This is a genomic window from Salinimicrobium sp. WS361 (genome assembly GCF_050750585.1).
Classification (GTDB): domain Bacteria; phylum Bacteroidota; class Bacteroidia; order Flavobacteriales; family Flavobacteriaceae; genus Salinimicrobium.
Window position 1 is genome coordinate 1 of record NZ_JBOJLM010000011.1, and the last position, 26,975, is coordinate 26,975.

The following is a 26,975-nucleotide window of genomic DNA, read 5'->3' on the forward strand; positions in this document are numbered from 1 at the left end:
AAGGCCTAAAGCCTTTTTCCCTTCAGCCACCTCTTTTCTGGCCTTTTCAAAAAGAATAGGATTACCGCCAATGAGTACCTGCGTTAGTTTTTCCATTTCCCAAAGGTATTTGCGGCCAAAACCCGGGTCATTTTTCACAATATCGGGAGTATTGTCAATAACATCGGCTAATTTAATGGTTTTTGCCTCTTTGCTTATGTTGGCCTGGCGTTGCACTTCCCTGTCTTTACGGGTCCTGCGGTTGAGGTGAGGGTAATTTACCTTCAGGTATTCATCGGTTAGTTCTGCAACCAGATTGGCTACTTTTTGACCGAATTTCTCTCTTATTTCTTCGATTTTTACAGGAGTATCTTCCACGACATCATGAAGATATGCCGCGCAAATCATTTCTGCGGAATGGGGTACGCTTCTTACGATTTTTGCCACCCGCTTCGGGTGTTCTATATAAGCTTCTTCTGAATATTTCCGTTGCTGCTCTCCGTGAGCTTTAGTTGCGAATGCCAAAGCTTCCTCTTCCATTTTTTTCTTCTGAAAATAAGAATTTTTCCGAAGTAAACTGGGAACAATTCAGCTTCAGTCATATTTCAAGTTCATCAAACAGAAAAATTCATATTTTCTTTTTTCTGAAAATGAAGTGACTTAATACTGAAGCAGATTCAGAAATGCCATTTTTGACAAACTTTTTACGGGTGTCAAAAATGGCATTTTAGGAAACTATTTTTGCAGCGGTGCTCCAACCGGAATGGTACAGTCATGGCCCGGTTCCCCGTGCGCCGGATTTACCTGTGGCGTCTGGTCTACCCTTATCGGCGAAACTGATGTAGAAGGTGCCGGGGTTGAAGCAGCAGGGCTGGTAGTGCCTGCGGAATTCGCCGTTAATGGCGCTCCCACCGGAAGATCGCACCTGTGGCCTGGAAGTCCATGTGCCGGATTCACCTTTACTTCTTCACTATTAGCTGCCTGCGTACTGGTTTCGGCAGTTTGTTGTGGAGTAGATTCGGTCGCAGTCTTTTCATCTTTACAGGAAGACATTAAAACCAGTCCGAGTACCATCGTAAGGTAGCTGAGTTTTAAATTTTTCATTTTCATCTTATTTTATCAGGTTTAGCAGTTGTTGTTGTGGTATGTTTAGAAGGCCGGCCGAGGGTAACCTGCGGGTCATTTCCTTCCAGTTTTCATCTTCTTTAAAAATAGCTTCAAAAATGGGCTTTGCTTCGTCCATTCTTCCGCTGTTGGCAAGGGCTACAGCCGTCCAGTATTGCATTTCGAGGTTGTCTGGGAAAAGCTTCATGGCATTGCCGTATTCTTCAAGTGCTTTGTTAACATTATTTTCTTCCATAGCCAGGTCTCCGCGGTTCATAAATTCATAAGCCCGGGCAACTTTGAGCAGGCGTTCCAGCTCTACCAGTGGCTGCTGATGATCGTCTACACGCAGGTCGATCTTTTTTTCTTCCCATGGATTTTCCACTTCTTCGGGACCAACAACAATGATTGCGGCCGATTGGCTTCCGCGAAGGTCACCGCCGGCAGCTTCGGCAGCCTGTAGTACTTTTAGCACCCTTTCGGCCAGTGGTAATTTGGCATTTTCAAGAAAAGCCTTTTGCATAGCGGGTACTATAGTGGCATTGAGCATCATGTTAGCCTGTACCGAATAATTCTCACCGCTAATATGATCTGCAGCTTCTACACAATTTTCGCCGGTGTGGGCGGCAGTATTTCCTGAAGTATCCAAAAAGGCCACCTGTCGGTATTCTTTTCCTTCATCTTGCGCCAGCAAAATCCCCAATGCTTCGGAAGGATTTTTTCCCTGTTGCATAAGTTCTAACCCCTGTGGGCCATAAGCAGGGTTTACGAATGACTGTGTGGCTACAACGCCCACTCCCGATTTTCCCCAGGAAATGATAGAACCCACAGAAAACCAATGGCTTTGAACTCCCACGGCCATCTCGCCTGTCACTGCATCTCTTGCCACAATAGAATAGGTATGTGCAAAGGCATCTTTCATGATCCCGGGATTTCCCGATTGGGAAAAGAGTGTGGTGCAGCAAAAAATGGCAAGAAAAGAAAGGCTCTTCATGGTCAAAATATTTTTTTAAAAGTAATAAATATTCCTTTAGGAGGTTTTATGAGCTTCAGCCTCAAAAAATCTCTATTTCGGGCTTAAAACTGAAAGGAAGTTTTTAAATTTGCGCCCGCATGGCCTCGTAGTTCAATGGATAGAATAGAAGTTTCCTAAACTTTAGATCCAAGTTCGATTCTTGGCGAGGCTACTTTTAACATTTTAAAGGAAATCAAAATCCTGTTAATCTTATGATTAATGGGATTTTTTTTGTTTGAGTATCGATGTAAATATAAGAGAAGGGTCGAGAATTTCTCTTAAATGGTGAACATTGCCTCCTACGATTTTGGCCACTCTGGAATTGCGTGTTAAAGTTTTCATAATAGAACTTATAGCCTTATATTTCATGCTCTTTATTTATAGAGTATGTTGATGAATAAGGGGTTGATGATCAGAAAAGTATGTTTGCCTGGTAATACATGAGAAATCTGGTGTGCATTGGGTTTGTGACTATTCGTATTAATTCCGACTCCTGTATCCTTTGATTATGAGATTTATTGGCTTGATTTTTTTTATTCTCTCTTCAAACCTTTATGCTCAATCGTTTGAGGAAAAGAAGATGCCTCAAGATCAATACAGGTTTTCTCACCTGGGTATCGCAGATGGTTTATCTACCGGCTCCATTAATTGCTTTTACAGGGATAGTATAGGATTTCTTTGGATTGGAACTTCTTCAGGCTTAAACAGGTTTGACGGTTACAGTATAGAGATCTTTAATCCCGATCCGGCAGATCCATTATTGCTCCAATCTAAAGATTACCGCAAAATTTTTGAAGGTCCGTTTGGTAATCTCTGGATCCAAAACGCACTTGGGATGAGTATTTTTGATCCCAGGACCGAAAAATTTTCAGCAAGTCAGTTTTATCTTCTTAAAAAGATGGGACTTCCGCAGAAAGAGGTAAAAGAAATTAGTCGGGATTCTCATGGAAATTTCTGGATCATCCAGGAGGGGGAAGGTATAAGTAAGTATTCGCCTAAAACCGGAAAAGTGTTAAGGCTAACTTCTTCCGGAGAAAAAGGTTCCTTAAGTACAAACAACATATCCTGGTTCTCTGAAGATTCAAGTGGTAATTACTGGGTTATTCACACAAATGGCATTTTTGAGAGGTTAGATGGAAAAATAAATAAAATCACCTATACCAATAACGAGTTGTATAACACCTTTGGTGGGGATATTCATGATTACCGCATAGTTGTTGATAATGAAGATGACCTATGGATTCATCTTTATAAAGATTTTGGAATCTTTTATTACAATGCAGAGAAGGACCTTATCAGGAATTTTAGTAAAAATACAACTCCAATCAGCCTCAATAGTAACTTAATCACAGATGTGGTAAAAGACCAGGATGGGAATATTTGGATAGGTACAGATCATGGTGGTATTACCGTTGTAAACAAAGAAGATTTCAGCTTTGATTATATTCTTTCAAATCCTGAAATTGAGAATAGTTTATCCCATAATAGCCTTACTTCTCTTTATGCTGACCCGGCCGGAATTATATGGGCGGGTACTTATAAAAATGGTGTTGATTACTACAACAAGAATATTATGAGGTTTGATCATCATCAAAATTTAATTTCAGATGCTGGCAGCCTTCCCTTTAATGATGTTAACGTATTTGCAGAAGATGAACAGGGAAATATCTGGATGGGAACAAATGGTGGTGGTCTTATCTCTTTAGATCTAAAAACCTGGAAATATACACAGTACCTTCACAATCCCAAAGTACCTTCAAGTATCTCCAGCAATGTTATAGTAAGTCTTCTTGTCGACTCCCGTGGTGATCTATGGGCGGGAACCTTTCTTGGTGGACTTAATAAATTTAACGGCAGAGAGTTTAAACATTATAATCGAAAAGAGAATGAAACAGGAGGAGTTGGCGGAAATAGTATCTGGGAATTATTTGAAGACTCTAAGGGGAATATATGGGTGGGGACACTCGAAGGTGGGGTTGATGTATTTAATCCTGATACAGAAGAATTTATAAACTCAAGTGAGGAAGGGGGAGAATATGAAGTTCATTGTAATTATATTTCTGCAATTACAGAAGATGCAGAAGGGAATATTTGGCTGGGAGGTGTTAATGGTATTGATGTAATAAACCCATTAACTGGAGAATCGAAGCACTTTCAGAATAACCCAAAGGATAGCGGCACCTTGAGCAGCGACCAGATCCTTGCTATATTTAAGGACAGTGATGATAATATCTGGATAGGAACTCAGGAAGGGCTCGATCTTTTTAATCCTAATGCCGAAACATTCTATCATTACACAACCCTGGATGGTCTCCCGGGAAAAAAAGTGGTAGCTATAAATGAAGATGATCAAAAAGACCTTTGGTTAGCCACTGCTTATGGGCTGGTACAATTTAGAAAAAGTAAGATTGAAGAATCCACCGGAAGAATAGTTCCCGATTTTCAGAAATATGATGATGAAGATGGGCTTCAGGGAAAATTGTTTAATGAAAATTCTCTTTTCAAGTCCCGAAACGGGACTCTCTTTGCAGGTGGTCTCAATGGATTTAATACGTTTAATCCTAAGACCTTTAACTTTAACGAGAAGCCGCCTCATGTAGTTTTTACTTCTTTCGCGCTCTTTAGTAAAAAAATTAGCCCATTACAGAAGGTCAATGATAGAGTACTCCTGTCGAAGCCAATTCACCAAACTTCAGAGATAAGGCTTCACCACGATGAAAATTTATTTTCCATGGAATTTGCAGCCTTGGATTTTATGCAACCTTCTAAAAACAGATACAGGTACAGGCTTGTAGGTTTTGATCAGGACTGGCAGGAAGTAGGTAGCAATGATCGTCGCGTCACATATACAAACCTGGATCCGGGAACTTATGAATTTCAGGTGCAGGCTTCCAATAACGATCATGTTTGGAACTCTGAGGGTGCTACACTTATGTTGAGTGTTTTACCTCCTTTTTACAAAACTCCGTATGCTTATGTTCTTTATCTTTTACTGGTGATCTTCCTTTTATATTTTTCCAGGAGAAATATTATAAAGCGACAGCGTCGAAACTTCCTGTTTGAACAGGAAAAGAGAGAAGCAGCTCATCTTCACGAAATGGATCTAATGAAAATCAGGTTCTTTACGAATATAAGCCATGAGTTCAAAACTCCACTCTCGCTAATTCTTGCTCCCATTGAAAGACTTAAAGCACGTGAAATTAATCTGGAAGCTAAGGAGCAACTGGAAACCATCAACCGTAATGCAAGACGCCTGTATGGTCTTATCAACGAGATCCTCGACTTGCCCAAAATACAGGAAACGCCATTGCTATCCACCTCCAAAGGGAACATAATTGAATTTGTTGAACAAACAGTGGATTCTTTTAAAATACTTTCTGAAAACAAGAATATCAACCTAATTTTCCATACAGAAACAAAGGAATTTGTTACTTCCTTTGATATTGACAAACTCGATAAGATCCTTTTCAATTTGTTATCAAATGCCTTTAAATTTACACCTGAAAATGGAACGATTACCGTAAATTCTAGAATTGTAGACACTTCTTCTGCCACTCATAAAAAGCTTCTGCAAATTAGTATTGCCGATACGGGAATAGGAATTTCGAGTGAGGACCAGGCAAAGATCTTTGATAGGTTTTACAAAGTTATTCAGCCCGAAAATAACAACAGGTCAGGTAGTGGAATTGGTCTTTCGTTGGTAAAAGAGCTTATTGAATTGCACAAAGGAACTATTGAGGTAGAAAGTGAACCGGGAAAAGGTTCTGTATTCTCTCTTAGTATTCCTCTTCAAAAGATCGAGATTCCTGAAATTGCAGAAGTGGGTGGAACTTCTTCTGAAAATTTTCTCGATAAAACATCAGGGAAAGAGGTGTTAGGCGGGGAGACTAACGATATTCCCACCTTATTAATTATAGAAGATGATCAAAGCCTTCTAACATATTTAACCAAGAGTTTTAATAGATCATTTAAAGTGTTTACGGCTACTAATGGGCAGGATGGATGGAAGAAAGCACTTTCAGTTCAGCCAGATGTCATCATTTCTGACTGGTCTATGCCTTTAATGGATGGTGCTGAATTATGTGCAAAAATCCGTAATGATGCCAGAACCCGACATATTCCTTTTGTCCTATTAACCGCCCACGGTGATGAAGAAAGTATTCTGAGTGGGCTAAAAACGGGTGTGAGCGACTACATAGTTAAGCCTTTTAATTTTGAAGTCCTTTATTCCCGTATTCAGAACCTCATTTCTCAAAGAAAGTCACTGCAGCAGACTTACCGTAAAAAAATAGAGGTTGAAACAAAAAAAGTTGATATTGAACCCGAAGATGATGCGTTTATGCGCAAAGCTCTTAAGGTTATTGATAAAAATTTGAGCAATACAAATTACTCGGTAGAAAAATTGGCGGCTGACATGGGGGTGAGCAGAACCTTCCTTTACAATAAGATGGTAACAAGGCTGGAGAAATCTCCCAAAGAATTAATACGAGACATTAGGCTCGACAGGGGAAGGGAGCTTCTTATTAAAAGTGAATTGACAATTTCGGAGATAGCTTTTGAAGTAGGATACAACAACCCAAAATACTTTACAAAGAATTACAAGAAAAAGTATAACATGTTACCGTCTGAAGTGAGGACAAAATTATCATGTGACTAGCTGATAATACTTATAATACTAGTGATTGCCTCCTTTCTATGCTTGTTTTGTTATGAAGCTATAATTCTTCAGGCAAAGGGTTCTAATTCTACACCTAAATGAGTTGTCTCCTTTCTTGATCCTACAGCTCTCCTTATTTCAAGATTTATCTCAAAATTCTAGAAGATAGGCTATCAAAATACCTTTTTAGAAAGATCAAATCCTTCCATCAGATGTTCCTGGTAAATTTATTTGCTTAATTCTTCAGAATTTTTGTCTCCACCGGGAAGAGTATGTTTACGTCCAGATGAATTTTTTCAGTGTTTTCCAGAGAATTAATTCTGTTTCTGAAAATTTATTTAAAGCTGAATTTTCCAGTCTAATAGATTTTACTTTTTCCCTTATCGCTAACTGTAAGTAAAATAAGACATTTTTAAAACTGCAGTGGTGACAGGGGCTGAGGTGGTGCGTCGTGAACAAAAAGTCCTATCATATGATGATTTTATACTATTGTTCAACGAGCTTATTGAGGACATTGCAGCTACTTTAATAGATAAAGCGAAATCGTTTACGTTGAATGAAAAATCAACCAAACCAACCAAATCAAAAATTTTAAAACTATTAACTGCTTTATTAAATCTTATGCACAATGAAGAAAAATACTTTCACCAAATTGGGATTATTTAGAAGCTGCCTGGCCTTCCTCATCGGGATCCTTTCAGTTTCTCCGGTTTGGGCACAACAGAACACCGTTACTGGTACGGTAGTATCTGGTTCAGACGGTTTGCCAATACCAGGGGTCAATGTCATGGTACAGGGAACTACAACGGGAACTACGACCGATTTTGATGGTAATTATGAAATCGATATTGATCCAAATGCAGCTCTGGTCTTTAGCTATGTGGGGTTTATTACTCAGGAAATTCCTGTAAATAATCTTAATCAAATCGATGTGGTATTGGAGATAGCTACTTCAGAGCTTGATGAGATCGTGCTCATTGGTTACGGTACTCAGAGAAAAGCTTTGGTAACCGGCGCCAGTGTACAGGTAGATGGAGATGACCTTCAAAAAAGGAGCACGACCAGTGCCTTACAGGCAATGCAGGGGCAAACTCCCGGGGTCCAGATTACTTCAACTTCAGGCCAGCCGGGATCTGGTTTGAACGTGAATATTAGAGGATTAGGATCTACAGGTGGTAATAACCCTCTTTATGTAGTAGACGGAGTTTTAACAGGCGATATTTCATATCTTAATAATGCCGATATTGAATCCATCTCTATTCTTAAAGATGCAGCATCGGCGGCTATATATGGTTCACAAGCTTCAAATGGGGTAGTACTGGTTACTACTCGTGGGGGTAGAAAGAATACTTCAAGGATCACTTTTGACTCTTACTACGGGGTTCAGAATGTGTCCAATAAAATAGACATGCTAAACTCACATGAATATGCGATCATCACCAATGAAGCAGCTTTAAATTCAGGGAGATCAGCAATATTCAGTCCCGAACAAATCGCTGAACTTGGCGAAGGTGTAGACTGGATTGATGAAATGTTTGTCGATGATGCCGTCACTCAAAATTATATCCTTGGTTTTACTGGAGGTAGTGAGACTTCTACTTTCTCTTCTTCTCTTGCCTATACTCAGGAAGAGGGAATTGTTGGAGGTGAAGATTTTTCAAATTATGAGCGAGTGAACTTCAGGTTCAATTCTGAACATGAGTTATACGATGGATTCCTCACTTTTGGTGAGAATTTCACTTTTGCATACATCAACAGTAATGGTGTTGGGGTAGGAAATCAATTCAATAACACCTTACGTGGTGCCTTTGGTACTCCTCCCTTACTTCCTATGTTTGATGAAGCTGGAAACTTTTATGATACTTCCAATGATGATGAGGAATGGTTAACGGGCTACAATAACCCTTACGCCTCTATGGTGTACAATAACCAAAATGAGAACAATACTCAGAAGCTGTTAGGTAATGTTTATGCCGAAATGCAGCTACTTGACAACCTCAAATTCAGGACCAGTTTAGGATTGGATTATTACGCTTCTGAAGGGCATTCTTATTTGCCCATCTATCAACTCTCCAGTTATGCCTTTAGAGACAGAGACAGGGTTTACCAAAACCAAAGTAAGGGATATTCTCTATTGTGGGACAATCTTATCACGTACAATTTTGACATAAATGATGATCACCTTTTTGAAGTGATGGGGGGAACCTCGGCATATAAGTTTCAGGGAACGTACATTAATGCCAGTAATGTAGATTTAAATTTTAATGATCTTGAACATGCGTGGCTGGACAATGCACTCAATACAGATGGTAGCCAAATAGAACAAAATGGTGGGCCAAACCCTGAGAATATGAGAATGTCTTACTTCGGAAGATTTAATTATAACTATCAGGATAAGTATCTCTTAAATACTACTTTTAGAGCCGATGGTTCCTCAAATTTTGCTGAAGGAAACAGGTGGGGATATTTCCCTTCAGTTTCCGTAGGATGGGTCGCTTCAGCCGAAGATTTTCTTATTGACTCCAATGTGGTCAACTACCTAAAACTTCGTGCAAGCTGGGGGCAGGTAGGTAACCAAAATTCATCGGCCTTTCAGTATCTGGCTCCTATAACCTTTGCCAATACAAATTACAATTTCGGAAATGAAGAAGGAGTACTTACCCCTGGAGCTTATCCCAGTAGATTACCAAACCCAAATCTACAGTGGGAAACATCAGAAGAGGTAAACTTTGGTATTGATGCCAGATTATTCCAGAGCACTCTTAGCGTTACTCTGGATATATATGAGAAGACAAGTAAAGACTGGCTTATTTTGGCTCCCAATAGTGCCACTTCGGGTGCGGGTGCGCCTTTTATCAATGGAGGTGACGTAACCAACTCAGGTGTTGAACTCGCCCTTTCTTATAACAATCACATTGGAGACTTCAATTTTAATGTTGGGGTTAATGGATCCTATAACCAGAATGAAGTTGGGAATATCCCTTCAAATGATGGCATAATTCACGGTGAAACAAATCAATTATTTGATAACGCTCCCGAGTTCTATCGTGCCCAAAGTGGGTATCCTCTTGGATATTTTTGGGGACTTGAGACTGCAGGAATTTTCCAGACAGAAGAAGAAGTGAACAATTACAGAGCCAATGGTAAACTTATTCAACCCGCTGCAAGTCCTGGAGACGTCATTTTTGTAGATCAGAACGGTGATGGTTTAATCAATGACAGTGATAAGACAAACATTGGAGATCCCAATCCCGATCTTACGTATGGCTTCAATGTAAACTTTGAGTACAAAGGCTTAGACTTCACACTTCTTGCAAATGGAGTTGCAGGAAATCAAATCGTGCAATCTTACCGTAATCAGGCCAGTCAGTTTGCCAATTATACAACCGCTGTTTTTGAGCGCTGGACAGGTCCGGGTTCAACCAACAGCACTCCAAGAGTTACACTTGACAATAGGAACTATTCAAGATTTTCTGACCTTTATGTACAGGATGGAGACTTCTTAAGGATCAGCAATGTAACGCTGGGATATGACCTTACTAATATTACAGATGCATTTAAAGTAGATAAACTACGTGTTTATTTCTCGGCTTTGAACCTGTATACTTTTACCGAATATAACGGAATGGATCCCGAAGTTGGATACGGTATCTCTAATGGCACCTTTAACTTTTCATCGGGAGTTGACCTTGGGTACTACCCAAGACCTCGAACATTATTGGTAGGATTAAACGTAACATTTTAATAAAAAACAGCATGAAAAGATTTAAAATCACTTTCTTATTGATGTTAGGAATGTTGGCGACAACCTCCTGCACAAAAGATTTTCTTGATGCCGAACTCATCACAGAAATAACAGATGAAAACTTCTATAAAACTCCCAAAGATGCCGAAGCTGCATTAGTAGGAGTATATGATGGTATGCAGGCGGTGGTTGGTGTAGATGGTTTAAGCTATCCACTGGCAAGTATGATTCTCTCTGATAATGCCTATGGAGGTACCGGAAATGCCGATAGCTTTACATACCAGGCTGTAGACGAGTTTGATGTCAATCGTTCTCCAACAGATGCCAACCTTTATGAACCACAATGGATTGCTTACTACAGAGCCATATTTAGAGCAAATACCCTTCTAATCAAGTTAGATCAGATTGACTGGAGTGAAGACATGTCCAGGAGGAATCAAATCGAATCTGAAACCAGATTTATAAGAGGTTATCTCTATTTTCAAATGGTTCAACTATGGGGCAATATTCCATTATTAACCGAGCCTAGCTCAGATAATATTCCCCCGGCGACTCCAGAAGAAGTATATGCTGTAGTTGCAGAAGATTTACTTTTTGCGGCAGAGAACCTTCCTGCAGTTGCTTATAATACTGTACAGGCAGGTAGAATTACCAAATGGGCTGCCAAATCTATGCTGGCCCGGGTTTATTTGTATTACACAGGGTATTATGGTGAATCAGATCTTGTAGGCCTGGTAAGTCAGTCAGATGCCCTTGCGCACCTCGAAGATGTGATTGCTAATAGTGGCCATGCCCTCGTTCCTAATTATGCAAACCTATGGCCGGCAGCCTCCCTTGAAGATTTCGCAGGTGAAAATAACCAGGAGATTGTATTTGGCGTGAAGTTTACATTCACCAGTGACTATGATGGGAATACAGATGGAAACCACTGGATGGTAATGCTTGGAATGCGGGAGTTTACAAGTTATCCTTATGCTAATGGCTGGGGAGTAACAGTAACAGAAGACTTATATGATGCCTATGATGAAACTGATACAAGACAAAACGCATCTATAATAGCCATTGAGGAAGAAGAGATACCTTTTGATAATGTTAAGGGTCAACGGGAATACACAGGATACTACAGTAAAAAATATGCGCCTATGGCGACAGAAGATGGTAGTAGCCTTGCCGTAGAGTTGGGAGGAACTAACTTTATGATTGGGCAGTTCCAGGACTATTTTGCAATTCGATATGCCGATGTATTACTAATGGCGGCCGAATTAGGCAGCCCTAATGCTCAGGCTTATTTTGATGAGGTACGCCAGCGGGCCTATCAGGATGATTTCACTCCTTTAGCGCTCACAACAGAACGTCTTCAGGAAGAAAGAAGACTGGAATTTGCTCTGGAAGGTTTAAGGTATTGGGATCTGCTTAGACGAGGTGTAAGTGAAGCAGCTCAGGAAATAGCGGTGAGTACTACCCTGCTCAATGGCGGAGTTGAAGCACAAAAAACTATATCAGCTTCTAATATTCAAACTACCGAAGGTCTTCAGCAAATCCCGAATAATCAAATTACACTATCAGATGGTGTACTTGTTCAGAACCCAGGATGGTAAAATTAAAAGAAAAAATTATGAAAAAATATAAAGCAATGCTAGGTTTCCTGTTGGTGTCTATGCTGATCTTTACAGCATGCCAGCCGGAGGATTACAGCCTTGGAAATAAATTAGCCCCCTCACAGATCAATTTTGAAGTAATTCAGGAATATGACATAGATCCGGGAGGAAATACCGTCATCCTTAGGTTTGATACTCCCGGGGCAACCCCGGTATGGAATTACGGTACGGGAAGATCTTCACGGGTTGTGGATACTATTCGCTATGCCTTCAAGGGGGAATATGTTATTGATCTCAATGTAATCACTCCCGGCGGAGTTGTGGATATGGAGCCGGTGACAATATCGGTCACCGAGGATAATTTAAGTTATGTGAATGATCCGTTGTGGACAAAACTTACCGGTGGAAATGGAGAATCTAAAACCTGGTACCTTGACCTTGATGAAAACGGAGAATCTACTTTCTTTAATGGACCTCTGTATTTCTATGGGACAAATAATGGCTGGCTTGAAGGCGGCGACGAGTGGGATGGCGGAGCTACAGGTTGTTATGAAAAAGGAGGTGATTGCTGGACCTGGCAACCAGACTGGCCTGGCAACCAGTGGCTAATGCCCGCAGGAGACTACGGTTCTATGACCTTCAGCCTTAAAGGTGGACCTTACGTCACCGTAGACCATAAAATGTTGGCTGCGCTGGGAGCACAATCCGGAACTTTTTATCTTGATAAAGATGCACATACGTTGTCTCTTAACGATGCGGGAATTCTTCATAATGAAGGAGTGGATGCCTGTGCTATTGATTTTGGAGATATAAGGATTTTCTCCCTCACAGAAAATGCCATGCAACTTGGGGTTTTGAGGCCCGACGGTTGTAACAATGAAGGTGCTGCAATGTTGGTGTATAACTTCGTTTCTAAAGAATACAAAGACAACTACGTACCTGTTGTAGAAGAACCCACAATAGATGAAGGATTTGATCCTGAATTCGCGCCGGGAGAATTACTACAAATGCTAACCGGTGGACCTTCCTCCGGAAGGATTTGGGAACTTGATGCTACCGGAAATCCAATTGACTGGATAGCTGGAGGAATTGGCTGGACAGAAAATGCCGACAGCACCAGGGATTGGGGATGGAATGCAGATTGGGATGCAATGGCCAAAAACTCCTGGATCAGGTTTGATCAATGGGGCGGGCAAACGTACACCAAATACCAGAATGGAGTAGAAACTTCCGGAACCTTCACCATAAATGAAGAAACCAATGAAGTCATTCTTAAAGATGGAATGAGTCTCCTTGGTATTGGAAATTCCTTGAGTCCTACTACCAGTACCTTAAAAGTGGTCAAAGCCTACGATGATTTCGCCACAAAGGGAATCTGGTTTGGAACAAGCTATGACGAAGGTAAGGATGAGTGGTTGTCATTCCATTACGTTTTAGGTAATAACGATTAAAAGGGTAACGGGAGGAAAACCTAACAACCAAACCTGCCGCTACCATTGATGAAATCCTAATGTACTAACAATTAGGTACAACAAATTTGTTGTTTGAGTTGCTGAAATTAAAAGGAAAGAGGTTTAACTATTTGAAGCTTCTTTCCTTTTGTTTCAACTTATTAACCCCTGGCCTGGTAATTAAAAAGGCTTTTTTAACTGAATTCTCATGCTTCAAAAAAGGTATATTTTTCCTGCACTAATTTTATTTTTCAGCTTTCTTTATTCCTGTGAAAACTCTTCTTCTGAAGCCCGGCAGGTAGAAAGAAAAATTTCCTTCAATGAAGACTGGCAGTTCTTTCTTGGCGACTCTTCAAAAATGGCTTCTTCTGAAGCTCAATGGAGAACCCTCAATGTGCCGCACGACTGGAGTATTGAAGGAGATTTTAGCCCTGAACACCCTGCAGGAGTTGGCGGCGGGGCACTTCCCGGCGGCCTTGGCTGGTACAAAAAAAGTTTTACCCTTGCAGCAAAAGACAGTACCAAACTAACTGCAGTAACTTTTGATGGCGTTTACCAGGACAGTGAAATCTGGATCAACGGAAGTTATTTGGGCAACAGGCCCAACGGTTACATCGGGTTTCAATATGATCTTACTCCGTACCTCAATTACGGGGATGAGCAAAATGAAATTCTGGTAAAGGTCAACAATGCAGATCAACCAAATTCCCGCTGGTATTCAGGTTCTGGGATTTATAGAAATGTATGGCTGGAACAAACAGATAAGTTACATGTACCTCAATGGGGAACATTTGTTACTACTCCAAAAGTATCCAGAGACAGTGCTTTGGTTCAGGTTGAGGTAAGGCTTGCCAACAAATACAGCGGTGTCAAAAATGGCATTTTAGAGACCTCTTTGTATTACAAAGATCAGGAGGTTGCTTCAGTTACTGCAGAATTTGAGATTCAGGCGCAGGATACTTCAGAAGTAACTCAGCAAATTACGGTTTCACAACCTCAGTTATGGTCCACAGAAGATCCGCAGCTCTATTCCGCAGTAACAAGAATTAAGGTTGAAGGAGAGGTCATTGATCAATACACCACGCAATTTGGGATCAGGGATTTTAAATTCGATCTTGAAAAAGGTTTTATTCTGAATGGTGAACAGGTGAAGATCAAAGGTGTAAACAATCATCATGATCTTGGACCATTAGGTGCCGCCGTAAACAAAAGAGCCATTGAACGACAACTGGAGATCATGAAGGAAATGGGCGTCAACGGAATTAGAACTGCTCATAACCCACCGGCTCCCGAACTTCTGGAACTAACAGATAAAATGGGTTTTATTGTGATGGCCGAATCTTTTGACATGTGGGAAAGAGCCAAAACAGAAAACGATTACAGCAATTTTTGGGATGAATGGCACGAGCGGGATATGAAAGATATGCTCCTTCGCGACCGCAATCACCCAAGTATTTTTATATGGAGTATTGGCAATGAGGTCCCAGAGCAGTGGAGTGAGCGAGGTGCCGAAATAGGAAGGGAGCTGGCGAGAATCACCAAAGAAGTTGATCCTACCCGCCCTGTCACCGCCGGAATGAATCCGCCAGTGCACACCAATGAAGACGACGTGACCTTACAGTTTGATGAGCCGCAGCAGCCCAATGCTCTTGCAGGATCGGGAGCTTTAGATCTTATCGGGTACAATTATGCCCATCAAACTTACCCAAAACATCAGGTGAACTTCCCCAATACGCCTTTTATAGCCACCGAAACTACTTCGGCGCTGGCTACAAGAGGATATTATGAATTTCCTTCAGATACTACAAAGATCTGGCCGGTGCGCTGGGACCTGCCTTTTGACGGTGGTAATGCAGACAATACTGTTTCAGCATTTGACCAGGTGAGAACGCCATGGGGCTCTACTCATGAAACTACCTGGAAGATCATCAAAAAACACGATTTCCTTTCAGGATTTTACATCTGGACAGGTTTTGATTATCTTGGGGAGCCAACACCATACGGCTGGCCCTCAAGAAGTTCTTACTTCGGAATAGTTGATCTCGCAGGATTTCCGAAGGATTCTTATTACATGTACAAAAGTGAATGGACCAATGAACCTGTCCTGCATCTTTTGCCGCATTGGAACTGGGAGGAAGGACAGACTGTAGATGTTTGGGCCTATTATAATAATGCCGACGAGGTTGAGCTATTCCTGAACGGAGAATCTATGGGCACTAAGAAAAAGCAGGGAGATGACCTGCACGTGATGTGGCGCTTTCCTTTCAAAAAGGGCATTTTGAAGGCTGTTTCCAGAAAGGACGGACAGGTAGTTCTTGAGAGAGAAGTAAAAACCGCCGGAGAACCTGCAATGTTAAAAATGCAGCCCGACAGGCAAACAATTAAAGCAGATGGACAGGACCTGTCATTTATTACTGTAAATATCACAGATGAAGACGGAACTATAGCACCCCGGGCTAATAATGTTATTCATTTTGAAGTGACAGGCAATGCAGAGATAGCCGGAGTTGCCAGCGGCGACCCTACGAGTCACGAATCTTTTAAGGGTAGCTCCCATTCAGCTTTAAGCGGAAAAGTTCTGGTGATCATCCGGGCCGGAAAAGAAGCCGGGCCGGTAGAAGTGACTGCCACTGCAAATGGTCTTCAAAAAGCTACCACCACCATAAATTTAGAATAGAAAATGAATCCCCTAAACCATAAAACTATAAAAATGAAGAACGGCTGGTTAAATAAGTTGGGACTTTCCTTACTTCTGGTACTTTTTGGAAGTTTTGGTGCTAAAGCACAAATTCAGGAAGTTGACATTCTCAACGCTCCGGTAGACGTTAGTAAAGACTTCGTCGACTATAATAACACCTTTTATTTTGCAGATGAGCTGGTAGATTTTGATCCCAAAACCGGAAAAGGCACCGTAAAATATCTGCGGCACGATTACCAGACCCGGCAGGCTTTTAACAACATGCTTATGAAGCCTGTTCCTGTTGAAGCTAATGAGTTCCCTGCAACCGAATATGAAATTTCTCCCGAATTACCTTTTGAAGTTCAATTTGTGTCGGACAGGACTGTGCGTATAAAAATGGCTTCGGGACCACAATTCCATAAGCAAAAAGAGTCCCTTATGCTTATTGATGGGGTTGCACCAAACCATCCCGAACTTTGGAAGTATTCTAAGATCGAAGGAGGTCATAGCTATTCCAACCAGTACGGGAGAGTAGAGATTCTCACTAAGCCGTGGCACGTAAAATTGTATGATGAAACCGGGAAATTGCTCACCAGTACTTTACATCTCACAGATGTAGAAAACACTTACACACCTGTGCTGCCTTTCTCTTATGTACGTAGAAACAGCGACTATTCAAGAAGTATGGCGGCTGCCTTCAGTCTTGAGCCGGGAGAAAAGATCTTCGGTCTTGGCGAGTCTTTTACCCAGTTTAACAAGCGGGGCCAAAAAGTGGTGCTGTGGGTTGATGATGCCAACGGGGTTCAGAATGAAACTATGTACAAGCCCATTCCGTTCTACATGAGCAGTCGGGGGTACGGTGTTTTCATGCACACCTCTTCTCCCATTACGGTTGACTTCGGAAAATATTTCAATGCAGCCAATAACATGATGCTGGGCGATGATGTTGCCGATCTTTTCTTCTTCCTTGGCGAACCTAAAAATATTCTTGATGAATATACCAACCTCACCGGTAAAGCAGAAATGCCACCGCTGTGGTCCTTTGGTTTCTGGATGAGCCGTATCACCTATTTTTCTGAAAAGGAAGGCCGCGAGATTGCTTCAAATCTTCGGAAGTATAAAATTCCAAGTGACGTGATCCATTTTGATACCGGCTGGTTTGATGTAGACTGGAGAAACAACTATGAGTTTGCAGCCGATCGTTTTGAAGATCCTGTAGACATGATGAAAGACATGAAAGAAGATGGCTTCCATGTTTCACTTTGGCAACTTCCATATTTTACACCTCAAAATACCCTTTTTGACGAGATTGTAGAAAAGGAGCTTGCGGTAAAAGACAGGAAAGGCAATATTCCTTATGAAGATGCAGTGCTCGATTTCTCAAATCCTGAAACAGTTGATTGGTACCAGGGTAAACTGAAGCATTTATTCGATCAGGGAGTGGGTGTGTTTAAAGTAGATTTTGGAGAAGCTGTACCCGCAACAGGATTGTATCATTCTGGTCGCACTGGCTTCTACGAACACAACCTGTACCCGTTGCGATACAATAAAGCCGTTGCCGAACTCACTAAAAAAGAAAAAGGATATTCTCTTATCTGGGCCAGAAGTACCTGGGCCGGTAGCCAGCGTTACCCGCTTCATTGGGGTGGTGATGCCGCTACAACCAATACCGCAATGTCGGCCACCCTTCGCGGCGGACTTTCCTTAGGCCTCAGCGGATTCAGCTTCTGGAGTCATGATGTCGGCGGCTTTGTGACTGCCGCCCCCGAAGATCTCTATAGAAGATGGACTCCTTTCGGAATGCTGTCTTCGCACGTGAGAAGCCACGGGGAACCACCTACAGAGCCCTGGCTTTACAACGAAAGCTTTTTAAAGGCCTTCAGAAAAGCAGACAATATGAGGTATGAATTAATGCCTTACATCTATGCTCAGGCAAAAGAGAGTTCAGAACAAGGGCTGCCAATGATGCGTGCGCTTTTTGTGGAATTCCCCAATGATCCCGGATCCTGGTTAATTGATGATCAATATCTGTTTGGATCTGATATGCTGGTGGCGCCGCTTTTTGAAGCAACTACTCAGCGGGAAGTATACCTACCTCCCGGAAAATGGATTGACTACCAATCAGGAAAAGTTTACGACAGCGGCTGGCATACAATAAAGGCTGGTGATATTCCAATCATCGCTCTGATAAAGGACGGTGCAGTGATCCCGCACGTAAAACTGGCACAGTCAACCCAGGATATGGACTGGAAGAATATACAGCTGAAGGTTTTTGCAAGCGACAATGTCAGTTCTGCATCCGGAAAAGTATATCTGCCGGAAGGAGAGAAAGCTGAAACTATCAGGGTTTCAAAAAAGGGAAATTCCTTTGAAGTTTCGGAGGATCCGCTAAAAGGCCAGACCTCTTTTAAAACTGAATGGAAGAAATAAAGAATTAAAGGTTAAATGTTAATGGTTATTAGTGATTGGTTAATCAGTTAATTGGAGGCGGCTGAGTTTTATAATTCCGAACCAAAGACTAATAGCCGCAACTATAGCAGAAAATAGAAACAGAAATTTAAGATAAAAAAATAATAAAGAACTGACAGCTAGGCCGACTATTACAAGTTAAAGAAGCTATTCAGTCAATTGAAAAACATTTAAGCAACATAAAATGATCAGTAGATTAATATTAGTCCCCGCATTGTTCCTTTCGATTTTTTCCTGTGATCAGGAAACTGCGCAGGTACACGAGCTAAGTTCGCCCGACGGGCAGAACAAAATAAAGTTTGAGCTTACCAATAACAGCCCAAGATACTCAGTGAGCCGGGGTGAGACCGAAATAATCACTCCTTCAGAAATGGGTTTTGTCCTTAAAGATAACGACACTCTTGGAAACAATTTTGAGATAACCGGAGTGGAAGAGACTTCAAAAGATGAAACCTGGGAACAGGTTTGGGGAGAAAAGGCAGAGATCAGGAACCACTATAATGAGTTGTTGGTAAACCTTCAAGAGAAATCCGGAAAGCAAAGAAAACTTCAGGTGCAATTCCGCGCTTTTGATGATGGGATCGCCTTCAGATATATTTTTCCGGAGCAGGGAATTAAGGACAGCATCTTTATTATGGATGAGCTTACCACCTTTAATCTAAAGGACGATGGTAAAACCTGGTGGATTCCTGCTTACCATGAGCAACGTTATGAAAACCTTTATGAAGCTTCCCCGGTAAGTACTCTTGATACAGTACATACTCCGCTTACTATTGAGAGTGACAGCGGGCTTGCCTTAAGTTTCCATGAAGCAAACCTTACGGATTTTGCCAGCATGACCCTTTTCCCAACATCGGGTACAGAACTAAAGGCCGACCTTGTTCCATGGTCAGACGGCGTAAAAGTACGTACCACAGGTTCATTCACCACACCATGGAGAACATTGCAAATAGCTAAAGAGCCTAAAGATCTTATTACTTCTTATCTGATTCTAAACCTAAATGAACCTAATAAAATTGAGGATTCAAGCTGGATTGAACCATATAAATATATCGGGATCTGGTGGGGAATGCATATTGGAAAATACACTTTTTGGGAAGGTCCAGACCATGGCGCATCTACTAAAAATGCCAAAGAGCATATTGATTATGCCAGGCAGCTGGGAATTGACAACCTGCTTATTGAAGGCTGGAATAAAGGCTGGACTCCGCAGTGGTATGAAAATCATATGCACCAGTTTAATTTCACAAAATCCACAGATGATTTCGATCTTGAGTCAGTGACAGAATATGGTGCAAAGAACGGAGTACGTCTCGTAGGTTATCATGAGACCGGTTCAAATATCGATAATTACCTAAAGCAGGTGGACAGTGCTTTTGCCCTTTACAATAAAGTGGGAGTGCGCAGCGTAAAGATTGGACATGTAGGCTCTATGCTTAATATGAAAGAATGGCATCATGGGCAGTATGGGGTGAATTATTTCAGGTACATCCTTAAAAAAGCAGCGGAATATAATCTTACAGTTTATTTCCACGAGCCAATTAAAGATACAGGGGAACGCCGTACCTACCCAAACATGATGGCCCGTGAAGGTGGCCGTGGTATCGAGTATAATGCCTGGAGTGAAGGAAATCCGCCAAGTCATACTGCAATTTTGCCATTTACCCGCTTCCTTGCAGGACCAATGGATTTTACTGCCGGAATTCTTGATGTAGAGAATAAACAGGGTTACCCCGGAAGAAGAGTACATTCAACTTCCGCAAAACAACTGGCACTATTGGTAGTGGTTTTTTCACCTGTGCAAATGTTGGCCGACCTGCCTGAAAATTACGTGGGTAAACCTGAATTTAAGTTTCTAAAGGATGTTCCTGTGAACTGGCAGGATACTGAAGTTCTCAATGGTTCAATAGGTGAATATATTACCATTGTTCGTAAAGATATTGATAGTGACGACTGGTACCTCGGAAGTCTTAGCAATGAAGAAGCACGGGATCTTGAAATAGCTCTCGACTTTCTTGATGCTGATGCAACCTACGAAGCAGAGATCTATGCAGATGCTGAAGGAACCGGCATGAAAAATAATCCTACAAAAGTTGAGATTTCTACTAAGAAAGTGACTTCTAAAGACAAACTTACTCTCGAATTAGGAGAGAGTGGGGGAGCTGCAATTAGGTTTAGAAAGCTCTAGAAAGACTGGCTGGAGAAATTCCGGTGCCAAATATTGAAAGAATGAAAAAGATTTGTTTCATTATGCTACTTGTGCTCACAGCCCTTCCGCTGTGGGCACAACAGGTGTTTGAATATCCGTTCCAAAATCCGGAGTTGGGTGTAGAGGAGCGAATAGACAACCTCCTGTCTCTCATGACGCTTGATGAAAAGGTAAGTGCTCTAAGTACGAATCCGGCAGTGCCGCGACTGGGAGTAAAAGGTACCGGTCATGTCGAAGGCCTTCACGGACTTGCACTTGGAGGTCCCGGCGCCTGGGAAGGAAAAAACCGGGAAGTTCAGGTCACTACAACTTTTCCGCAGGCCTATGGGCTGGGAGAGACCTGGGACAGGGAATTGATCCAAAAAGTGGCTGCCGCTGAAGGCCTGGAAGCCCGATATACTTTTCAGAAATACAACCATGGCGGACTCGTGGTGCGCGCTCCCAATGCCGATTTGGCAAGGGATCCCCGCTGGGGCCGTACAGAAGAAAGCTATGGCGAAGACGCATTTTTGGCAGGTGAGTTAACTGTGGCCTTTGTAAAAGGCTTACAGGGAGAGCATCCCAAATACTGGCAAACAGCTTCCCTTATGAAGCATTTCCTGGCTAATTCCAATGAAGACGGCCGCACCTATACTTCATCAGATTTTGATGAGCGGTTGTGGAGGGAGTATTATGCCTTACCTTTCAAAAAGGGCATTTTAGAAGGAGGTTCCAAAGCTTATATGGCAGCTTATAACAAAGTCAATGGTATCCCGGCAATGGTTCACCCAATGCTAAAGGAGATCACTGTTGAAGAATGGGGGCAAAACGGCATCATTTGTACAGATGGTGGCGCTTTTAAATTGTTGCTTTCAGATCATAAATATTATCCCGACAAGTACCTGGGGGCGGCCGCGACTATAAAAGCCGGAATAAATCAGTTTTTAGATGAATATTCCGAAGCTGTTTACGGCGCAATCGCTAACGACTATCTCGCAGAATCTGATGTGGATGAAGTTCTCCGCGGAAATTACCGGGTGATGATCAAACTTGGAATGTTAGATCCTTCCGAAGATAATCCATACGCAAAAATTGGTTCAGAGGAGAATTCCGAAGAGCCGTGGAATTCTGAAGCACACAAACAGCTTGCTCTTGAAGCTACTCAAAAATCCATTGTGCTTCTGAAAAATGATCCTGAAAAAGGACTTTTGCCCCTCAACAAGAATAAAATAAAGACAATCGCCATAATTGGTCCTCGTGCCAATGAGGTGCTTCTGGATTGGTACAGCGGTACTCCGCCTTATCGGGTTACTCCGCTGGAAGGAATCAGGAATAAGGTGGGAGAAAATGTAAAAATTCTTGTGGCCGAAAATAATGCCGATGGAAAAGCAGCAAGAATTGCCAAAGAGGCCGATGTAGCTATTGTCCTCGTTGGTAATCATCCCGTTTGTGATGCCGGTTGGGCAGATTGTCCTGTTCCCAGTGAGGGCAAGGAATCTGTAGATCGTCAATCCCTTAACCTGGAGTACGAAGATCTTATTAAGGTCGTACATCAGGCGAATCCTAACACTGTAGCTGTGTTGATCAGCAGTTTTCCTTATGCTATTAACTGGACCCAGAAAAATGTTCCGGCAATTGTGCATATGGCGCAGAATAGTCAGGAGCTGGGAAATGGTTTGGCAGATGTACTTTTCGGAGATTATAATCCGGCAGGAAGACTTACGCAAACCTGGGTGAAAATCATTACCGATCTCCCCGATTTGATGGATTACAACATCAGGAATGGGAGGACGTATATGTACTTTAAGGGTGAACCACTCTATGCCTTTGGCCATGGATTAAGTTATACCAGCTTCGCATATGACAATCTTGCGGTAGATAAAACTATCCTTCGGGAAGGTGAAACTGCAAGCGTAAAAGTGAAGATCAGTAATACCGGAAAGATGGATGGAGAGGAAGTGGTGCAGCTTTATGTAAAGCACTTGAATTCTTCAGTAGAAAGACCTATTAAGGAACTGAAGGGTTTTAAAAGAGTGAAATTGAAAGCCGGAGAATCAAAAACAGTAGAGATTTTGCTGAAGGCGGAAGATCTAAAGTACTGGAATGTTGAAACACAACAATTTCAACTGGAAAACGGAAATATAGAAATTGAAGTGGGCAGCGCTTCAGATAAAATTTATCAAACTAAAAAATTACCTGTACAAAAATAAGAAACATATGAAAAACAGATTTATACCATTAGTGAGCATTTTTAGCATTTTAAGCTTCACGGCATGTAATGATAGCAAGGAGGCAGGAGATTTGGCTCTTGCAGAAACTTCTCAGGAAAATGCCATTTTTGAGGGGAAACCACTAAGCATGGAATACGAAGAGGAGATCACGAATCTCATCTCTCAAATGACATTGGAAGAAAAAGCCGGAATGCTTCACGGTACCAGTATGTTTGCTACTTCGGGCGTACCAAGGCTGGGAATCCCCGAGCTAACCATGGCCGATGGGCCGCTGGGTATCCGCGAGGAGATCTCTCGAGATTCATGGGCTCCTGCAGGATGGGATAACGATTTTGCAACCTACTTACCGGCAGGTGCAGGTCTTTCGGCTACCTGGAATCCACAGTTGGCGTACACTTTTGGGGATGTTATTGGCGCAGAGGCGCGAGACAGGAATAAGGATGTGCTATTAGCTCCTGCATTTAACATCATCAGGACTCCGCTAGGTGGACGTACTTATGAATATTTTTCTGAAGATCCATTTTTGAATATCCAAATCACTGTGCCTTACATTGTGGGGGTACAGGAGAATGATGTGGCAGTAAGTGTGAAACACTATGCAGCCAACAACCAGGAAACCAATCGTGGGACTGTAGATGTTCAAATGGATGAACGTACTCTTAGAGAGATCTATCTTCCCGCATTTGAAGCCGCAATTAAAGATGCCCACGCCTATACTGTAATGGGAGCTTATAATAAATTCCGTGGAGATTATTTAAATGAAAATGAATATATGCTTCAGGATGTCTTACGGGATGAATGGGGCTTTAAGGGAATTGTGATCTCAGACTGGGCCGCAATTCACAGCACAGTAAAAGCTTTAAAAGCCGGAGCCGATGTAGAGATGGGAACTCCTGGTCCTTTTAACGAGTTCTATTTTGCCGATCCGCTTATTGCAGCAGTAAAATCGGGGGAACTTTCAGAAGAAGAGGTAGATAAACACGTGAGAAGAGTTTTACGATTAATGTATAACATCAAAAGCATTGACACAACAGGTCGTGCAAAGGGAAGTAGAAATACCGAGCAGCATTTAAAAGATGCTTACAACATTGCTTCAGAATCTGTAGTACTTCTCAAAAATGACAAAAATATGCTGCCTTTAAATCTTGAAGGCGTAAAGAGCATTACGGTAATTGGAGACAATGCAACAAAAAAGAATGCTTTGGGAGGTTTTGGAGCCGGTGTAAAAACAAAACTAGAGGTAACTCCGCTGGAAGGGCTTAAGAACAGGCTGCCAGAATCTATAAAAATCACTCATGCGCCGGGTTACCTGGAGCGCTATTCTAAAACAGATAAAGCAAAATTCGGGGATATTACCTTAGATGGTCCTGTGACCATAAATGAACTTGACCCAAAACTGTTGGAAGAGGCTGTAAATGCTGCTAAAAATTCTGATGTTGCCATCATCTTTGCGGGTTCTAACCGTGATTACGAGACTGAAGCTTCAGACCGTGCAAGTTTGGATCTGCCTTTTGGACAGGAAGAGTTGATCGAAAAGGTAATGCAGGCAAATCCTAACACCATTGTAGTGATGATCGCCGGTGCTCCTTTTGATATTGAAAATATCGAACAACAAACTTCTACGCTCGTGTGGAGCTGGTTCAATGGTTCTGAAGGTGGTAATGCTCTTGCAGATGTGCTTCTTGGAAAAGTAAATCCTTCCGGAAAACTTCCCTGGACAATGCCTAAAGATCTTAAGGATTCTCCTGCTCATGCCAATAACAGCTTCCCCGGAGACGAGGTTGCCACCTACGATGAAGGAATTTTAGTGGGGTATCGCTGGTTTGATACTAAAAACATTGAGCCTCTATATCCTTTTGGCTACGGACTTTCCTATACAGACTTCGAATTTGCTAACGTAAAGGCTGACAAAAAAGAAGCCTATAAGGCAGATGAAACTATCCAGGTTTCTGTAGATGTTAAGAACACCGGAGAATTTGATGGAAAGGAAGTAGTACAGCTTTATGTTTCTAAATCAGATTCTAAAGTAGAGCGTGCCGCGCAGGAGCTTAAAGGCTTTAAAAAGGAAATGATCGCTAAGGGCGAAACAAAAACGGTGACTATTGATGTTCCGGTCAGGGATTTGGCGTACTACAACATGAACTCCGGACAATGGACTGTAGAACCAGGGGCCTATACTCTTAAGTTAGGTAATTCTTCAAGAAACCTGAAGCAGGAAGTAGTCATTGAAATACAATAAAAGCAATGTTATGATAAGGTCTCAAAAATGGCATTTTTGAGACCTTATCTTTAAAAGCTTCAACCGGATTTATCCGGAAGAAATACTAAGCTATGCAATACATTAGAATTACAAGTGTGATCTCTCTGCTGTTATTAATGGCATGTGGAAGAAATACGCAGCAGGAAAACCAGGAGAAAATTCAGGAGGAGCAATACGTTGCCGATTGGGATTCCCTGGCAAAGTACGACGAGACTGCAGAATGGTTCAAAGATGCTAAGTTCGGGATCTATGCGCACTGGGGCGTACTTTCAGTTCCGGCTTATGCCAACGACTGGTATCCGCGGAACATGCACATAGAAGGCACTAATGAATATAAACATCATGTGGAAACCTACGGGCCTCATTCGGAATTTGGGTATCACGATTACGTGCCCATGTTTAAAGCTGAAGAATTTGATGCCGATGCCTGGGCTGACCTATGGAAAAAAGCCGGTGCTAAATTCGGCGGAATTGTCGCCATTCATCACGACGGCTGGTCTAACTGGGACAGTGAGATCAATCCGTGGAACTCAGTAGACATGGGTCCCAAAAAGGACATTTTAGGAGCCCTTGAAAATGCACTGAAGAAACGTGACATGAAATTTGTTACCACCTTTCATAAAGCAAGGAGCCTTCAGATCTTTCAGCAGGATTCAACAAAATGGCTGGATGACACTTCATACTTCCCCTACAATCCGGAATTGCCAACTGCTTCCGAAGATCCTTTGCTGTCTATTATGTATGGTAACATTCCGAAGGAACAGTTTTATAAGAACTGGCTCGGGGAACTTAAGGAAGTCATAGACAACTACAGCCCCGACCTTATTTACTTTGACAGTAAGCTAAATAAATTACCAGACTCTTTAAAAAGGCAGTTTGTTGCCTATTATTTTAATCATTCCGAAGCAGAGGGCAAGCAGGTAGTGATCACACATAAAGAAGGAGAGCTGCCAAAATCTGTGAGTCTTGAGGACCTGGAAAAAGGAAGAATGAAGGACAAGACTGAAGAATTCTGGCTTACAGATGAAACCGTATCTGTTGGCAGTTGGAGCTATACGAATGACCTGGGTTTAAAAACTTCAGATGAGATCATCGATCTGTTGGCAGATATCGTGAGCAAGAACGGAGCCTTGATGTTGAACGTTTCTCCTAAAGCTAACGGAATTATTCCGCAGAATCAGCAGGAAATCTTGTTGGAAATAGGACAGTGGCTGGAAACCAATGGTGAAGCAATTTACGGTACACGCACCTGGAACGTATATGGAGAAGGCCCTACAAAGCAGGAAAAATCGGGGATGTTCCTTGATAAATTGCATTACACTGCCCAGGATGTGCGCTACACGCAAAAAGGAGATAATATCTATGCAATTTTTCTTGGCTGGCCCGGGAACAATAAAAAGGTGACCCTACAATCCTTTTCAGAAGAAGTGCTGGGAGAAAATGTACCGCAAATTAAGGCTGTTTCAATTTTAGGTGGCGGGGAGATCGGGTATGACCTTGATGAGAAAGGTTTACACCTTACAACTCCTGCAAATATGATTAATGAAAAAGCATTTGTAGTGAAGATTTCAAAGGGAAAATAACAACCAAATATTTCA

Annotated in this window: 14 protein-coding genes and 1 tRNA gene; 12 read left to right on the top strand and 3 right to left on the bottom strand. The window is 41.9% G+C overall.

The genetic code is table 11. From position 1 onward, the window contains the following. From ACQ93I_RS11875 to ACQ93I_RS11885, 3 genes are all read right to left on the bottom strand, one after another. Positions 1–519 (bottom strand): HD domain-containing protein (locus ACQ93I_RS11875; RefSeq protein WP_431698728.1); only part of this gene is annotated, 519 nt, incomplete at its 3' end. A gap of 195 nt (positions 520–714) precedes the next feature. After that, entirely contained in the window at positions 715–1,083 is a 369-nt protein-coding gene (locus ACQ93I_RS11880; protein WP_431698729.1) for a hypothetical protein, read from the bottom strand. A gap of 7 nt (positions 1,084–1,090) precedes the next feature. After that, entirely contained in the window at positions 1,091–2,077 is a 987-nt protein-coding gene (locus tag ACQ93I_RS11885; RefSeq protein WP_431698730.1) for a DUF1028 domain-containing protein, read from the bottom strand. Positions 2,078–2,198: 121 nt separating this feature from the next. Between ACQ93I_RS11885 and ACQ93I_RS11890 the strand changes: the two genes are divergently transcribed. The 12 genes from ACQ93I_RS11890 to ACQ93I_RS11945 all read left to right on the top strand — a co-directional run bounded on the left by ACQ93I_RS11890 (position 2,199) and on the right by ACQ93I_RS11945 (position 26,960). Beyond that, positions 2,199–2,270: transfer RNA gene (locus tag ACQ93I_RS11890), tRNA-Arg, on the top strand. A 408-nt stretch (positions 2,271–2,678) separates the two neighbouring features. Next, positions 2,679–6,755 (top strand): hybrid sensor histidine kinase/response regulator transcription factor, encoded by a 4,077-nt coding sequence (locus ACQ93I_RS11895; protein ID WP_431698731.1) that lies wholly within the window; start codon positions 2,679–2,681, stop codon positions 6,753–6,755. A gap of 426 nt (positions 6,756–7,181) precedes the next feature. Then, positions 7,182–7,421, top strand: a complete 240-nt coding sequence (locus tag ACQ93I_RS11900; protein ID WP_431698732.1) for a hypothetical protein — start codon at positions 7,182–7,184, stop codon at positions 7,419–7,421. After that, positions 7,384–10,500, top strand: a complete 3,117-nt coding sequence (locus tag ACQ93I_RS11905; protein ID WP_431698733.1) for a SusC/RagA family TonB-linked outer membrane protein — start codon at positions 7,384–7,386, stop codon at positions 10,498–10,500. Before ACQ93I_RS11900 ends, ACQ93I_RS11905 begins: the two co-directional genes overlap by 38 nt. An 11-nt stretch (positions 10,501–10,511) precedes the next feature. Then, positions 10,512–12,098: a RagB/SusD family nutrient uptake outer membrane protein gene (locus ACQ93I_RS11910; RefSeq protein WP_431698734.1), complete on the top strand. Its 1,587-nt coding sequence runs from the start codon at positions 10,512–10,514 to the stop codon at positions 12,096–12,098. Positions 12,099–12,115: 17 nt separating this feature from the next. Beyond that, entirely contained in the window at positions 12,116–13,549 is a 1,434-nt protein-coding gene (locus ACQ93I_RS11915) for a hypothetical protein (RefSeq protein WP_431698735.1), read from the top strand. 208 nt (positions 13,550–13,757) lie between these two features. Continuing rightward, on the top strand, positions 13,758–16,226 hold the full coding sequence (gene galB / locus ACQ93I_RS11920; RefSeq protein WP_431698736.1) for a beta-galactosidase GalB: 2,469 nt from the start codon (positions 13,758–13,760) through the stop codon (positions 16,224–16,226). 33 nt (positions 16,227–16,259) lie between these two features. Beyond that, positions 16,260–18,659: an alpha-xylosidase gene (locus ACQ93I_RS11925; protein WP_431698737.1), complete on the top strand. Its 2,400-nt coding sequence runs from the start codon at positions 16,260–16,262 to the stop codon at positions 18,657–18,659. A 223-nt stretch (positions 18,660–18,882) separates the two neighbouring features. Beyond that, positions 18,883–20,886 carry a glycoside hydrolase family 97 protein gene (locus tag ACQ93I_RS11930; protein ID WP_431698738.1) on the top strand — a complete coding sequence of 668 codons (2,004 nt, stop codon included), beginning with the start codon at positions 18,883–18,885 and terminating at the stop codon, positions 20,884–20,886. A 41-nt stretch (positions 20,887–20,927) separates the two neighbouring features. Next, positions 20,928–23,096 (top strand): glycoside hydrolase family 3 C-terminal domain-containing protein, encoded by a 2,169-nt coding sequence (locus ACQ93I_RS11935; RefSeq protein WP_431698739.1) that lies wholly within the window; start codon positions 20,928–20,930, stop codon positions 23,094–23,096. A gap of 7 nt (positions 23,097–23,103) precedes the next feature. Continuing rightward, positions 23,104–25,356: a glycoside hydrolase family 3 C-terminal domain-containing protein gene (locus tag ACQ93I_RS11940; RefSeq protein ID WP_431698740.1), complete on the top strand. Its 2,253-nt coding sequence runs from the start codon at positions 23,104–23,106 to the stop codon at positions 25,354–25,356. A 92-nt stretch (positions 25,357–25,448) separates the two neighbouring features. Further along, positions 25,449–26,960, top strand: coding sequence for an alpha-L-fucosidase (locus ACQ93I_RS11945; RefSeq protein ID WP_431698741.1), 1,512 nt, complete (start codon positions 25,449–25,451; stop codon positions 26,958–26,960). Positions 26,961–26,975: the final 15 nt, after the last annotated feature.

Bases quoted from the DNA above. Each gene is read 5' to 3' on its own strand.
- ACQ93I_RS11880 (WP_431698729.1), bottom strand. From the start codon at position 1,083: ATGAAAAATTTAAAACTCAGCTACCTTACGATGGTACTCGGACTGGTT.
- ACQ93I_RS11885 (WP_431698730.1), bottom strand. From the start codon at position 2,077: ATGAAGAGCCTTTCTTTTCTTGCCATTTTTTGCTGCACCACACTCTTT.
- ACQ93I_RS11895 (WP_431698731.1), top strand. From the start codon at position 2,679: ATGCCTCAAGATCAATACAGGTTTTCTCACCTGGGTATCGCAGATGGT.
- ACQ93I_RS11905 (WP_431698733.1), top strand. From the start codon at position 7,384: ATGAAGAAAAATACTTTCACCAAATTGGGATTATTTAGAAGCTGCCTG.
- ACQ93I_RS11910 (WP_431698734.1), top strand. From the start codon at position 10,512: ATGAAAAGATTTAAAATCACTTTCTTATTGATGTTAGGAATGTTGGCG.
- ACQ93I_RS11915 (WP_431698735.1), top strand. From the start codon at position 12,116: ATGAAAAAATATAAAGCAATGCTAGGTTTCCTGTTGGTGTCTATGCTG.
- galB (WP_431698736.1), top strand. From the start codon at position 13,758: ATGCTTCAAAAAAGGTATATTTTTCCTGCACTAATTTTATTTTTCAGC.
- ACQ93I_RS11925 (WP_431698737.1), top strand. From the start codon at position 16,260: ATGAAGAACGGCTGGTTAAATAAGTTGGGACTTTCCTTACTTCTGGTA.
- ACQ93I_RS11930 (WP_431698738.1), top strand. From the start codon at position 18,883: ATGATCAGTAGATTAATATTAGTCCCCGCATTGTTCCTTTCGATTTTT.
- ACQ93I_RS11935 (WP_431698739.1), top strand. From the start codon at position 20,928: ATGAAAAAGATTTGTTTCATTATGCTACTTGTGCTCACAGCCCTTCCG.
- ACQ93I_RS11940 (WP_431698740.1), top strand. From the start codon at position 23,104: ATGAAAAACAGATTTATACCATTAGTGAGCATTTTTAGCATTTTAAGC.
- ACQ93I_RS11945 (WP_431698741.1), top strand. From the start codon at position 25,449: ATGCAATACATTAGAATTACAAGTGTGATCTCTCTGCTGTTATTAATG.